The 12,742-nt window shown below is 72.2% G+C and carries 10 protein-coding genes; 5 read left to right on the top strand and 5 right to left on the bottom strand.

The features are described 5' to 3' along the window. The first annotated feature begins 10 nt into the window (after nucleotides 1–10). Together WFI16_RS19460 and WFI16_RS19455 are read left to right on the top strand one after the other, a co-directional pair. Nucleotides 11–850, top strand: coding sequence for a class I SAM-dependent methyltransferase (locus WFI16_RS19460; RefSeq protein WP_419899517.1), 840 nt, complete (start codon nucleotides 11–13; stop codon nucleotides 848–850). Beyond that, complete coding sequence (locus tag WFI16_RS19455) at nucleotides 847–2,046, top strand: PQQ-dependent sugar dehydrogenase (RefSeq protein WP_419899516.1); 1,200 nt, start codon at nucleotides 847–849, stop codon at nucleotides 2,044–2,046. The genes WFI16_RS19460 and WFI16_RS19455 overlap by 4 nt, the downstream gene beginning before the upstream one ends. On the opposite strand, the gene ggt is transcribed toward WFI16_RS19455, so the two are convergent. Beyond that, nucleotides 2,043–3,644: a gamma-glutamyltransferase gene (ggt, locus tag WFI16_RS19450; protein ID WP_419899515.1), complete on the bottom strand. Its 1,602-nt coding sequence runs from the start codon at nucleotides 3,642–3,644 to the stop codon at nucleotides 2,043–2,045. The genes WFI16_RS19455 and ggt overlap by 4 nt on opposite strands. A 100-nt stretch (nucleotides 3,645–3,744) precedes the next feature. Between ggt and WFI16_RS19445 the strand changes: the two genes are divergently transcribed. Together WFI16_RS19445 and yghU are read left to right on the top strand one after the other, a co-directional pair. Then, a complete protein-coding gene (locus tag WFI16_RS19445) occupies nucleotides 3,745–4,446 on the top strand; it encodes an alpha/beta fold hydrolase (RefSeq protein ID WP_419899514.1) in 702 nt (233 codons plus the stop codon). Between the two features lie 43 nt (nucleotides 4,447–4,489). Further along, on the top strand, nucleotides 4,490–5,368 hold the full coding sequence (gene yghU, locus WFI16_RS19440; RefSeq protein ID WP_419899513.1) for a glutathione-dependent disulfide-bond oxidoreductase: 879 nt from the start codon (nucleotides 4,490–4,492) through the stop codon (nucleotides 5,366–5,368). A 56-nt stretch (nucleotides 5,369–5,424) separates the two neighbouring features. Here the strand turns inward: yghU and add are convergent, their stop codons facing one another. The 3 genes from add to WFI16_RS19425 all read right to left on the bottom strand — a co-directional run bounded on the left by add (nucleotide 5,425) and on the right by WFI16_RS19425 (nucleotide 9,180). Continuing rightward, nucleotides 5,425–6,528, bottom strand: coding sequence for an adenosine deaminase (add, locus tag WFI16_RS19435; RefSeq protein WP_419899512.1), 1,104 nt, complete (start codon nucleotides 6,526–6,528; stop codon nucleotides 5,425–5,427). Further along, nucleotides 6,525–8,108: an ABC transporter substrate-binding protein gene (locus WFI16_RS19430; protein ID WP_419899511.1), complete on the bottom strand. Its 1,584-nt coding sequence runs from the start codon at nucleotides 8,106–8,108 to the stop codon at nucleotides 6,525–6,527. The genes add and WFI16_RS19430 overlap by 4 nt, the downstream gene beginning before the upstream one ends. A 124-nt stretch (nucleotides 8,109–8,232) precedes the next feature. Further along, nucleotides 8,233–9,180, bottom strand: coding sequence for a site-specific integrase (locus WFI16_RS19425; protein ID WP_419899510.1), 948 nt, complete (start codon nucleotides 9,178–9,180; stop codon nucleotides 8,233–8,235). Nucleotides 9,181–9,294: 114 nt separating this feature from the next. Between WFI16_RS19425 and WFI16_RS19420 the strand changes: the two genes are divergently transcribed. Then, the gene (locus WFI16_RS19420) at nucleotides 9,295–10,758 is read left to right on the top strand and encodes an amidase (RefSeq protein WP_419899509.1); all 1,464 of its coding nucleotides are present in this window, start codon (nucleotides 9,295–9,297) and stop codon (nucleotides 10,756–10,758) included. 1 nt (nucleotide 10,759) lies between these two features. Here WFI16_RS19420 and ilvD read toward each other — a convergent pair whose 3' ends face one another. After that, nucleotides 10,760–12,616 (bottom strand): dihydroxy-acid dehydratase, encoded by a 1,857-nt coding sequence (gene ilvD / locus WFI16_RS19415; RefSeq protein ID WP_419899508.1) that lies wholly within the window; start codon nucleotides 12,614–12,616, stop codon nucleotides 10,760–10,762. Between the last annotated feature and the right edge of the window lie 126 nt (nucleotides 12,617–12,742).

Below are 12,742 nucleotides of genomic sequence, written 5' to 3'. Positions count from 1 at the left end.
CCCCTGCCGCATGCGCCGCCTCCTCCTGCTCGCCGCCTGCGCCATGCCGCTGCTGGCCGGTGCCGCCACGGCCCAGCAGCCGCCCCAACAGTCCCCCCAACAGTCCACTGGCGCCCCGGCCTACAGCCCGACCGTCGGCCAGGCCGGCAAGGACGTGGTCTGGGTGCCGACGCAGCAGCAGCTGGTCGACCGCATGCTCGACATGGCCCGGGTCACCGCGCAGGACTATGTCGTCGATCTCGGCTCCGGCGACGGCCGCACGGTGATCACCGCGGCGCAGCGCGGCGCCCGCGCGCATGGCATCGAGTTCAACCCCGACATGGTGGCGCTGTCGCGCCGCAATGCCGAGGCCGCCGGGGTCACCGGCCGGGCCAGCTTCGTCCAGGCCGACATCTTCCAGTCCGACTTCTCCGACGCCACCGTCGTCACCCTGTTCCTGCTGCAGACCCTGAACGAGCGGCTGCGCCCGACGCTGCTGGCGATGAAGCCGGGCACCCGTGTCGTCTCCAACACCTTCACCATGGGCGACTGGAAGCCCGACCAGAGCTTCGACACCGGCGCCGCCTGCGCCAGCTTCTGCCGCGCCTATCTCTGGATCATCCCGGCCCGGGTTGCCGGCACCTGGCAGATCGGCGAGGACCGGCTGGTGCTGGAGCAGCGCTACCAGGGGCTGACCGGCACGCTGACCCAGGGCGGCCAGGCGCATGCGATCAGCGAGGCGAAGATGGAGGGCGAGGCGATCACCTTCACCGCCAATGGCCGCCGCTACACCGGCCGGCTGGAAGGCGGGGCGCTGACCGGCCAGGTCGAGGGCGGCGCCGCCTGGCGCGCCGTCAAGGCCGCCGGATGAGCGCGCCCTCCCGCCGCGCCCTGCTGCTGGGCGCCGCCGCCGCCACCCTGCCGCTGGTGGCCCTGCGCGCCGCCGGCTTCAACGACGCGGCCCCGAATGCGCGCGACCAGCGCCCGGCCTTTGCCGGCCAGACGCGGGCGCCGGTGATCCGCGACAGCGTGACGCCGCGCACCCAGGTGGTGGCCGGCGGGCTGGAGAATCCCTGGGGCCTGGCCGAGCTGCCCGGCGGCGGCTGGCTGGTCACCGAGCGGGCAGGGCGCCTCCGCCGCATCGGCCGCGACGGCCGCTTGTCGCCGCCGATCGCCGGCCTGCCGCCGGTCGACTTCCAGGGCCAGGGCGGGCTGCTGGACGTCGCCATCCGCCCGGGCTTCGCCGAGGACCGCCGCATCTGGTGGAGCTATGCCGAGCCGCGCGGCCAGGGGCTGAACGGCACCAGCGTCGCCACTGGCACCTTGTCCGCCGACTTCACGCGCCTCGAGGAGGTGCGCGTCATCTTCCGCCAGCAGCCGGGCTGGCGCTCCACCCTGCATTTCGGCTCGCGCCTGGTCTTCGACCGGCAGGGCATGCTCTTCGTCACCACCGGCGAGCGCTCGCTGCCCGAGCCGCGCCAGCTCGCGCAGGACGTGTCCACGCATCTCGGCAAGGTGCTGCGCATCACCCCCGAGGGCGGCGCCGCGCCGGGCAATCCGGCGCTCCCCGGCGGCCAGCCGGAGATCTGGTCCTATGGCCACCGCAACCTGCAATCGGCGGTGCTCGGCCCCGATGGCGCGCTCTGGACGGTGGAGCACGGGCCGCGCGGCGGCGACGAGCTGAACCGGCCGCAGCCGGGCCGCAATTATGGCTGGCCGGTGATCAGCTACGGGCTGGAATACAGCGGCCGCGCCATCGGCCAGGGCCGCACCGCGGCCGAGGGCATGGAGCAGCCGCTCTACTACTGGGATCCCGTCATCGCGCCGAGCGGGCTGGCCTTCTACGACGGCCCGCTCTTCCCGGCCTGGCGCGGCAGCCTGCTGGTCGGCGGGCTGTCGGGCATGTGCCTGGTGCGCTTGACGCTGGAGGGCCAGCGCGTCACCGGCGAGGCGCGCTACCTGGAAGGCCAGGCGCGCCTCCGCGACGTGCGCGTCGCCCGCGACGGCGCGGTCATGCTGCTGACCGACGGCGCCGAGGGCGCGCTGCTGCGCCTCGCGCCCGCCTAGGCCTGCAGCGCGACGCCGTCCCGCTGCGGGTCGGCGCCGCCGGTGGCGCGGCCGCCCTCGATCTTGATGGCGTGCAGCGCGGCGAAGGCGAATCCCATGGCGCTGCGGGCGATCGGATAGCCCTCGGCCTCCAGCGCCCGCGTAACGAAATGCGGGATGCGGTTGGAGACGTCGATGGTGTCGCTGTTGACCGAGATGCGCGGCGCCGCAACCGCCTCGAACATGCTCATGCCATGGTCGACGACATTGCTGATGCCCTGGGCGATGGCGGGGACGATGGCGGTGCCGCCCGGCGCGCCGACCACGATGAAGGGCTTCTCGTCGCGGAAGACGATGGTCGGGCTCTGGGAGGAGGTGCGGCTCTTGCCCGGGGCGATGGAATGCGGCCGGCCGGGGCGCGGATCGAAGCCGCTCATCAAGCCGTTGTACATGAAGCCCAGCCCCTCGGTGATGACGCCGGAGGGGGTGTTCAGCGTGTGCGTCAGCGAGACCGCATTGCCCTCGGCATCGACGACGCTGACATGGGTGGTGTCGGCCGACTCGTAGGGCGCGCGCACGACATGCGCCTTCTCGCGCGCGCGGATGCGGGCCGCGATCTCGCCGGCGCGCGACTTGGACAGCAGCCTCTCCACCGGCACCTCGACGAAGTCGGGATCGCCGATGAAGGCGTCGCGGTCGATGGCGACCTGCTTCATCGCCTCGGCCAGGATGCGCAGATGCTCGGGGCTGTTGTGCTCGAGGCCGGCCAGGTCGAACTGCTCCATGACATGCAGCAGCTGCAGCAGGGTGACGCCGCCGCCGGGTACGCCGAGGCTCGCCACCGGCAATCCGCGATAGCTGCCCCAGACCGGATCGGCCTCGGCGACGCGGACGCCCTTCAGATCCTCCAGCGACAGCAGCCCGCCATGCTTCCTGAAGTCGGCGGCGATCTGCTCGGCCATCTCGCCGCGATAGAACAGATCCGGGCCATGCCGGGCGATGCGCTCCAGCGAGGTGGCCATGTCCGGGTTCACCACCCGGTCGCCGGCGCGCTTGATGCTGCCATCGGGGCGGCAATAGAGCGCGCGGCCCGAGGGGCTGAAGCGCAGCGCCTCGGCCGGGTTCACCAGGCCCGAGGCGCTGTGGTCGAGGTTCCAGAAATACTGCACATAGGGCCGCACCATGTAGCCGTGGCGGGCCTGCTCGATCGCCGGGCGCATGACCTCGGCGAGGTCCATGGTGCCGTAGGTCTCCAGCGCGGCACAGTAGCCGGCCAGGTTCCCCGGCGTCCCCGGCGCCTGGTAGCCCATGTCATTGACCTGCCCCTTCACCAGATAGGCGAAGCCGTCGCGCGACTGGCCATTGGCGATGTCCGCCCACATGTCGGGCGCCGCCGCCGCCGGGGCGCGGGCGAAGAAGCTCAGCGTTCTGTGAATGCCGCGCTTCGGCATATAGACCTGCATGGCGCCATAGCCGGCGATGCCGGTCATGAAGGGATCGACCACGCCCTGGACGAAGGCCGCGGCCACCGCCGCGTCGATGGCATTGCCGCCGCGCCGCAGCGCCAGCACCCCCGCTTCCGCCGCCTCGGGCTGCGCCGCCACCACCATGCCCCGCATGTCTCGTCCATTCCTCGTTGTGCGGCGGCCATCCAAGACCCTGCGGGCCGGGCTGTCGAGACGGGCTTGCCGCCGCGCGCCACAGGACTAGGCTGGCGGCATGGCGATGCTGCTGATGCCCGGCTTCATGACCGATGCCGACCTCTGGTCGGCGCTGCTGCCGCAGTGGCAGGATTTCGCCCCCTTCATCCATGCCGATCCGGCGCAGGACGACAGCATCGCCGGGATGGCGGCGCGGGCGCTGGCCGCGGCGCCGCCCGAATTCGTCGCGCTGGGCTTCTCGATGGGCGGCTATGTGGCGCGCGAGGTGGCGCGCCAGGCGCCCGGCCGGGTGCAGGCGCTGGTGCTGATCGCCACCTCCGCCGAGGGCGACAGCGCGGAGCGGGCCGCCAGCAAGGCCCAGGCGGCCGCGCGGGTGGGGCAGGGGGTGCGGCTCGGCCGGGCCGCCATCGCCCGCTCGCTGCATCCGGCGCGCGCCGGGGACCCGGCCCTGATCGCCCGCATCCAGGCCATGGGCGAGCGGCTGGGGCCCGACACCTTCCGCCGGCAGCTGCGGCTCGACCGCCCGGGCGATGCGGAGCGCCTGCGGGAGATCGGCGTCCCCACCCTGGTGGTCGCCGGGCGGCAGGACCGGCTGCGCTCGCTGGACGAGGCCGCGGCGCTGCGCGACGGCATCCCCGGCGCCACGCTGGCGGTGATCGAGGAGACCGGCCACATGATCCCGCTGGAGGTCCCCGCGACGCTGGGATCGCGGGTCGCCGCCTGGCTGAACCTTGTTATTCGGCCCCGCGTGACGAGGTGAGGGGCAAGGGCCGCGTCGCGGCCGCGCATTCCGGAGAGAACCGATGAGCAACACCCCCGACTACCAGCCGCCCAAGGTCTGGACCTGGGACAAGGCCAGCGGCGGCCGCTTCGCCACTATCAACCGCCCCGTCGCTGGCCCCACGCATGAGAAGGAGCTGCCGGTGGGGCGCCACCCGCTGCAGCTCTATTCGCTCGGCACGCCGAACGGCGTGAAGGTCACCATCATGCTGGAGGAGCTGCTGGCGAAAGGCCATGCCGGCGCCGAATACGATGCCTGGCTGATCCGCATCGGCGATGGCGATCAGTTCGGCAGCGGCTTCGTCGAGATCAATCCGAATTCGAAGATCCCGGCCCTGCTCGACCGCAGCGGCGAGAAGCCGGTGCGCGTCTTCGAATCCGGCGCCATCCTGGTGCATCTGGCGGAGAAGTTCGGCGAGTTCCTGCCGCCGCCGCAGGATCCGGCGCGGGCCGAGGTGCTGTCCTGGCTGTTCTGGCAGATGGGCAGCGCCCCCTATCTCGGTGGCGGCTTCGGCCATTTCTATGCCTATGCGCCGAGCAAGATGCAGTACCCGATCGACCGCTTCGCCATGGAGGCCAAGCGGCAGCTGGACGTGCTGGACCGCCGCCTGGCGGACAGCCCTTATCTGGGCGGCGAGGCCTATAGCATCGCCGATATCGCCGTCTTCCCCTGGTATGGCGGGCTGGTGAAGGGCTGGCTGTACAACGCCGCCGAATTCCTCGACGTCGCCAGCTACAAGCACGTCAACCGCTGGGCCGACCAGGTGCTGGCGCGGCCGGCGGTGCAGCGCGGCCGCATGGTCAACCGGGTGACCGGCGAGCCCTCCAGCCAGCTGCATGAGCGGCACGAGGCCAGCGACTTCGAGACGAAGACCCAGGACAAGCTGCAGCCCCAGGGCTGACGGCGGAGGGCTGACGGCGCGGGCGCCGGCCCCGCCGCGGCGAGATGGTGGCGGCCTCAGCCCGGCATGACGGGCTGGGGCCGCTGCACCGCCTCGTCCAACACGCGGTCGGCGGGGTCGAGCGCCGCCTCCAGCGCGTCCAGCCGCGCCGCGAACTCGGCGCGCAGGATTTCCTTCTGCGCCTCGGGCAGCCAGCTGGCCTCGATGCCGGCCAGGCTCAGCCGGCGGGCGTCGGCCGGCTGCCAGCCATTGGCGGCGAAGAGCGTGCGCCAGCAATGGTTCATCGTGGTGCGGAAGAAGGTCGGGTCGTCGGTGCCGAGCACGATGTTCAGCCCGGCCTCATACATCCGCCTGATGCGCTGCTGCCGCGGCGCGCGGTTGCCGGGGATCGAGGACCAGCAGGCCATGGTGAAGGGCACGCCCTCCGCCGCCGCCCGCGCGGTGATCGCCGGATCGGCCAGCATGTTGTAGCCATGGTCCAGCCGGTCGCAGCCCAGCGCGTCACGGCAATGGGTGAAATGCGCCGGCGGCCCTTCATAGAGGGTCTGGTTGTCCTCGCAGACATGGGCGGTGCGGCGCAGGCCGGCGCGTGCCGCGCGGCGCCAGGCCTCGACCCAGACCAGCGGCGGGCCGGCGCGCTCGGCGCCGTCGAGGCCGACGCCCACCACCTGGTGGCGCGGATGGCCGGCGATCCAGTCCAGCATCTCCAGCGCCTCGGAAGGCAGGCAGACGCTGCGGTCGATGCAGGCGATCAACAGAGAAGAAACGCCGAATTCGGCCTCGGCCCTTTCCAGCCCTTCGATCAGCCCGTCGACAATGTCCGGATAGATGGCGCCGTTCGGCGTGTAGTAATGCGGGTTGAAGAAGATCTCCGCGTGGCGGACGGCGCCGTCGCGGTGCAGGTCCTCGATGCATTCATAGGCGACGCGGGCGAAATCCTCGCGGTCCTTCACCGCCAGGGCGCCCAGCCGCAGGATCTCGAGGAAGCCGTAGAAATCCTGCCACTGGAACAGCGTCTCGGCGGGGCGCGGCAGCAGCACGCCATTCTTCTCGGCGAGCTCGACCAGCGTGGTCGCGCGCACGGCGCCGGCGATGTGCAGATGCAGCTCGACCTTCGGCACCAGGTCGATAAAGTCGGAATAGCCCAGCACGGCGCTCACCGGCCGATGTTCCACAGGAACATGGCAGGGCCGGTCAACACCCCGGTCAGGTCGGCGCGCCAGGCGGAGGGTGTGACGAACTGCCCGAGCGGCATGTAGAAGCCGGCCTCGGCGGCGCGGGCATGGATCTTCTCGGCCAGCGCCTTGCGGGCCTCTTCGCTGCCGGCGGCGGCGAAGTCGCTGCGCAGCCGCTCGACCTCGGCATCCTCCGGCCAGCCGGCGAAGCCCGCCGGGCCGGGACCGGCGCCATTGAGATAGACGTTCTGCAGCGGCGTCTGCATGTCCGGCACGGTGTTGGTGGTGTGGAAGATGTTCCAGCCTTCCGGCCGGGCGCGGCGGCCGAAGAAGGTGTTCAGGTCCATGCTCTGCAGGTCGACCTTGAAGCCCAGCTTCGTCAGCAGGTCCTGCGTCACCAGCCCGAGCGCGGCGATGCCCGGCGCATCGGCCGGGTGCAGGATAACCACCGGGCGCTGCAGGTCGGCGCCGCTCTCGGCCAGCAGCTGCTTCGCCGCCGCCAGATCCGCCGCCGGCGGCATCCCGGCGGTGGTCTCGTAGGGCGTGCCGCATCCGAAGAAACTGCGGCATTCGCGGCCGAATTCCGGGCGGCCGGCGACGCCGGGCAGGTAGTCGGCTTGGTTGACCGCCAGCATCACCGCGCGGCGCACCGTGGGATTGTCGAAGGGCGGCAGGCGGTGGTTGAAGCGCAGGATGCCCTGGTAGCCGAAGGGGCTGACCACCTGCACGCGGACCTGGCGGTTGCGCTCCAGGATCGGCAGCACGTCGGCGGGGACGCGTTCCAGGTAGTCGACCTCGCCGGTGGTCAGCGCACTGACCTGGGTCGAGACATCCGGCATGGCGATCAGCTCGACCCGCTCGAAGCGCGGAACCTTGCCGCCGCTGGCCCAGACCGGGGCGCCCTCGCGCGGGCGATAGCCAGGGTTGCGGGCCAGCACGATGCGGTCGCCGGGGCGGTATTCCTCGGCGACGAAGCGATAGGGGCCGGAGCCGATCGGCGTGGTGACCGGCTGGCTGGCTGGCGTCTCGGCCAGCCGCTTCGGCATGATCATCGGCACCATGGCGCCGGGCTTGGCCAGCGCCTCCAGCACCAGGCCGAAGGGGCGCGCCAGCACCAGGCGGAAGCTGCGGGCGTCGACCGGCTCGAGCGTCGCGGTGGCGCGCAGCAGCTGCCCGCCCAGCGCGTCGCGCGCGGCCCAGCGGCGCAGGCTGGCGACCACATCCTCGGACGTCACCGGCGCGCCGTCATGGAAGGCCAGGCCGTCGCGCAGGGTGAAGCGCCAGCTCAGCCCGTCGGCGCTGCGCTCGAAGTTGTCGACCATCTGCGGCTGCGGCCGCCACTGGTCGTCCATGGCGAAGAGCGTGTCGAAGACCAGGTAGGAAAAGTCGCGCGCGGTGAAGCTGGTGGTGAAATGCGGGTCGAGGATGGTGGTCAGCGTCTCCGGCACCACCCGCAGCGTCCGGGCGCGGGCGACCGCCTGGGCGCGCGCCGGCAGGGCCAGCAGGGCGGGGCTGGCCAGGGCCGAGGTGGCCAGGGCGGCGGCAAGCAGGTCGCGGCGGTGCATCAGCGGGAATCCTTGCGGGTCGCCGGCATCTAGGGGCAGGCCCGCACCGCCGACAAGGCCGCTTCGCGCGGCCGGCCGGCGCCCTTCCACCCGGCGGAAGAACGCCCCGCCGAGGCGGTGGCTGCTACAGCCCGACCTTGCCCGCCGGGCTGGCGGCGCCCAGGCGCGAGCGGCGGACATAGCTGCGCATGGTGGTCAGGCTGCGGTGCCGGCTATGGCCCATGATCTCCTCGTCGGGCACACCGGCGCGATAGGCGGTGGTGATGAAACCGGCGCGCAAGCCATGCGGCGAGAGCGGCTCCAGCAGCGTCGCGCGGATACCGGCCTGCTGCGCTCGCTTCAGCAGGATCAGCCGCAGCGCCTCGCCGGTCAGCGCGCCGTCGCGGATCGTCTGGTGCCGGGTGACGCCGCGGAAGGCCGGGCCGCGGGTGATGCCGGCGGCCTGCAGCCAGGCCTTCAGCGCCCGCACCGGGCAGGTCTCCGCCGCGCGCCCCTCGGGGATGCCGATGCGCTGGCCCTCGCCCTCCTGGTCGGTCTTCGAGCGCGGGATCAGCAGCTCCAGGCCGCGCGGCTTCCAGGCGATGTGCTCGACGGCGATGCCGCAGAGCTCCGACCGCCGCAGGGCGCCGGCGAAGCCGAGCAGCAGCAGGGAACGGTCGCGCAGCCCGGCCAGATCCTCCTCGCAGACCGCGACCAGCCGGCGGATCTCCGCCGTGGTCAGCGCCTGGGCGCGTTTCGGCGGGTCGCCATGGGTGCGGCCGATGCCGCGCAGCACCTCGCGGATCGCGGTGTGGCGGGTGTCGAGCGGATGCCCGGCCAGGCGATGCGCGCGGGCGATGCCGGCGACCTTGCGCCGCAGCGTGGCGCGGGCATAGCCTTCGCCGAGCTCGGCCAGGTAGTCGCCGACCAGCGCCGGCGCCGCCGGCAGCGCCTCGGCGCCGCGCGCCTGGCACCAGAGCGCGAAGGCGGCCCAGTCGGCGGTATAGGCGCGCACCGTCGCCGCGGCATCGGCGGCGACGCGGTAGCGGGCGGCGAGGCGGGCGGCGCGTTCAGGCTTCGGATCGGCGGTCATGCGGGGGCAGGCTAGGCGGCCCATCCGGGCAGTGTCAACTTGCGATAATGTTCCTTCTCGCAAGTCAGGATCGGGGCCTGGGCAGCGGCCGCCGGCGGTGGCAGGCTCACCGCCATGCATGACGATCTGATCCGCCTGACCGCGACCGAGGCCGTCGCCCGCCTGCAGCGCGGCGAGGTCTCTCCCCTCGAGCTGGTCGAGGCCGCCGCCGCCCGCATCGCCGCCGTGGAGCCAGCGGTGAACGCGCTGCCGACACTTTGCCTGGACCGCGCCCGCGACCACGCGCGGCGGCTGATGGAGGGGCGCGACCGTGGCGGCGAAGGCCGGCCCGGCTGGCTCGGCGGGCTGCCGGTCAGCATCAAGGACCTGACCGATGTCGCGGGGGTGCGCACCACCTATGGCTCGCCGATCTTCCGCGACCATGTGCCGGCGGCCTCGCACCCGGTGGTCCAGCGGATCGAGGCGGCGGGCGGCATCGTCATCGGCAAGTCGAACACGCCGGAATTCGGCGCCGGCGGCTCCACCTTCAACGAGGTCTTCGGCCGCACGCGCAACCCCTGGAACACCTCCCTCACCTGTGGCGGGTCGACGGGCGGCGGCGCGGTGTCGGTGGCCACCGGCGAGGCCTGGCTGGCCCAGGGCACCGACCATGGCGGCAGCCTGCGCCGGCCAGGCACCTATTGCGGCGTGGTCGGGCTGCGGCCCTCGCCGGGGCGGGTGACGCGGGGGACGGTGAACAATCTCTTCTCCCCGCTCTCGGTGCAGGGGCCGATGGCGCGGAATGTCCCCGATCTCGCGCTGTTCCTCGACGCCATGGCCGGCTGGTGCCCGCTGGACCCGCTGACCTATGACGCCCCGGCGCGCCCCTATGCCGCCGCCGTCGTGGCGGCCGCGGCGGAGCGGCCGAAGCGCATCGCCTTCACCACCGACTTCAACGGCCAGCTGCCGGTCGACCGCGAGACCCAGGCGCTGACGCGGGCCGCCATGCGCCATTTCGAGGAGAGGGGCTGCATCGTCGAGGAATTCGCCCCCGACCTGGAGGAACTGGGCGAAGCCTTCCTGATCCTGCGCAGCCAGGCCTTCGTGGTCGACCGCGAGGCGCAGCTCGCGACGCATCGCGACCAGATCAAGCCCGACATCATCTGGAATACCGAGCGCGGCCTGGCGGCGACGCCGAGCCAGCTGGCCTGGGCCGACCGGCAGCGCGCGGCCTTCTACCGCCGGATGGCATCGATGTTCGCGCGCTACGATGTCTTCGTCACGCCCGGCGCCGCGACGCCGGCCTTCGACGTCATGCTGCGCAACCCGGAGACCATCGCTGGCGTGAAGCTGGAGAACTACATGGCCGGCTCGATGATCAACGCCGCCATTACGCTCGCCGGCTGCCCGGCGGTCGCGGTGCCCTGCGGCTTCGACCAGTTCGGCCGGCCGGTCGGGCTGCAGGTGGTGGCGCCGCCCCGCCGCGACGAGATCGCGCTGCAGGCGGCGGCGCTGTTCGAGCAGGCCAGCGGGCTTTCCCTGAAGCTGCCGCTGGATCCCCGGCCGGGGGTGGTGCCCCCGGCCGAAGTGGCCGCCTAGCTCAGCGCTTGCGGCGCTGCTGGCTGACGTCGCGCACCGCGCCGCGCGCCGCGCTGGTGGTCAGCGCGGCATAGGCCTGCAGCGCCGTCGAGACCACGCGCTCGCGGCCGACCGGCTGCCAGGCTTCCTCGCCGCGGGCTTCCATGGCGGCGCGGCGCTCGGCCAGCACCTCGTCGGGGACGGCCAGGCGGATGACGCGGTTCGGGATGTCGATCTCGATCCGGTCGCCCTCCTCGACCAGGCCGATGGTGCCGCCCTCGGCCGCCTCGGGCGAGCAGTGGCCGATGGAGAGGCCCGAGGAGCCGCCGGAGAAGCGGCCATCGGTCACCAGGGCGCAGGCCTTGCCCAGCCCCTTCGACTTCAGGTAGCTGGTCGGATAGAGCATCTCCTGCATGCCGGGGCCGCCCTTGGGGCCCTCGTAGCGGATCAGCACCACGTCGCCGGCGACGACCTTGCCGCCCAGGATGCCGTCCACCGCCGCGTCCTGGCTTTCGAACAGCCGCGCCGGGCCGTTGAACGTCAGGATCGAGGCGTCGACGCCGGCCGTCTTCACGATGCAGCCGTCTTCCGCCAGGTTGCCGTAGAGCACCGCCAGCCCGCCATCCTTCGAGAAGGCATGCGCGGCATCGCGGATGACGCCCTTCTCGCGGTCGAGGTCGAGCTCCTCCCAGCGGGCCGACTGGCTGAAGGCCTGGGTGGTCGGGATGCCGCCCGGGGCCGCGCTGAACAGGGTCTGCGCGGTCTTGCCGGCGCCGCGCTTCAGGTCCCAGCGGTCCAGCGCGTCGGCGAGCGTCGGCGCATGCACGGTCGCGCAGGACGTATCGAGCAGGCCCGCCCGATCCAGCTCGCCCAGGATGCCCAGAATGCCGCCGGCGCGGTGGACGTCCTCGACATGGACATTGGCCACGGCGGGCGCGACCTTGCAGAGCACGGGGACGCGGCGCGACAGGCGGTCGATGTCGCGCATGGTGAAGCCGACCTTGCCCTCTTCCGAGGCGGCCAACAGGTGCAGCACGGTGTTGGTCGAGCCGCCCATGGCGATGTCCAGCGTCATCGCATTCTCGAAGGCGGCGAAGCTGGCGATGTTGCGCGGCAGGGCGGTCGCGTCATCCTGCTCGTACCAGCGGCGCGCCAGGTCGACGATGGTGCGGCCGGCTTCCAGGAACAGGTCGCGGCGGTCGGCATGGGTGGCGACGATGGTGCCGTTGCCCGGCAGCGCCAGGCCCAGCGCCTCGGTCAGGCAGTTCATCGAATTGGCGGTGAACATGCCCGAGCAGCTGCCGCAGGTCGGGCACGCCGAGCGCTCGATGACCTGGACTTCCTCGTCGGTCACGCTGCTGTCGGCGGCGGCGACCATGGCGTCGATCAGGTCGATGCTGCGCTTCTGGCCGCGATGGACCACCTTGCCGGCCTCCATCGGGCCGCCGGAGACGAAGATCACCGGGATGTTCAGGCGCATCGCCGCCATCAGCATGCCGGGCGTGATCTTGTCGCAGTTGCTGATGCAGACCATCGCGTCGGCGCAATGGGCATTGACCATGTATTCGACGGAATCGGCGATCAGCTCGCGCGAGGGCAGGCTGTAGAGCATGCCGCCATGCCCCATGGCGATGCCGTCATCCACTGCGATGGTGTTGAATTCCTTGGCGACGCCGCCGGCCGCCTCAATCTCGCGCGCGACCAGCTGGCCGAGGTCCTTCAGATGGACATGGCCGGGGACGAACTGGGTGAAGGAATTGGCCACCGCGATGATCGGCTTGCCGAAGTCGGAATCCTTCATGCCGGTCGCGCGCCACAGGCCGCGGGCGCCGGCCATGTTGCGGCCATGGGTCGTGGTGCGGGAGCGATAGGCAGGCATGCGGCATTCCTCCGGGCGCGATCTTGGGCAGTGCTGGCTGCCGGCGGCGGCCACCCTGCCCGTCCCGGCCCTTCCCGGCGGCCCGCGCGCGGGGGGCGGGTCGGCCGGAGCTGCGGAGAAACCACC

Origin of the sequence: Roseomonas sp. USHLN139 (assembly GCF_037145735.1) — a bacterium.
Lineage (GTDB): Bacteria > Pseudomonadota > Alphaproteobacteria > Acetobacterales > Acetobacteraceae > Pseudoroseomonas.
The sequence above is the reverse complement of the archived record's forward strand: the minus strand, read 5'-3'. Positions and strand labels throughout refer to the sequence as shown.

Bases quoted from the DNA above. Each gene is read 5' to 3' on its own strand.
- WFI16_RS19460 (WP_419899517.1), top strand. From the start codon at position 11: ATGCGCCGCCTCCTCCTGCTCGCCGCCTGCGCCATGCCGCTGCTGGCC.
- WFI16_RS19455 (WP_419899516.1), top strand. From the start codon at position 847: ATGAGCGCGCCCTCCCGCCGCGCCCTGCTGCTGGGCGCCGCCGCCGCC.
- ggt (WP_419899515.1), bottom strand. From the start codon at position 3,644: ATGCGGGGCATGGTGGTGGCGGCGCAGCCCGAGGCGGCGGAAGCGGGG.
- WFI16_RS19445 (WP_419899514.1), top strand. From the start codon at position 3,745: ATGGCGATGCTGCTGATGCCCGGCTTCATGACCGATGCCGACCTCTGG.
- yghU (WP_419899513.1), top strand. From the start codon at position 4,490: ATGAGCAACACCCCCGACTACCAGCCGCCCAAGGTCTGGACCTGGGAC.
- WFI16_RS19430 (WP_419899511.1), bottom strand. From the start codon at position 8,108: ATGCACCGCCGCGACCTGCTTGCCGCCGCCCTGGCCACCTCGGCCCTG.
- WFI16_RS19425 (WP_419899510.1), bottom strand. From the start codon at position 9,180: ATGACCGCCGATCCGAAGCCTGAACGCGCCGCCCGCCTCGCCGCCCGC.
- WFI16_RS19420 (WP_419899509.1), top strand. From the start codon at position 9,295: ATGCATGACGATCTGATCCGCCTGACCGCGACCGAGGCCGTCGCCCGC.
- ilvD (WP_419899508.1), bottom strand. From the start codon at position 12,616: ATGCCTGCCTATCGCTCCCGCACCACGACCCATGGCCGCAACATGGCC.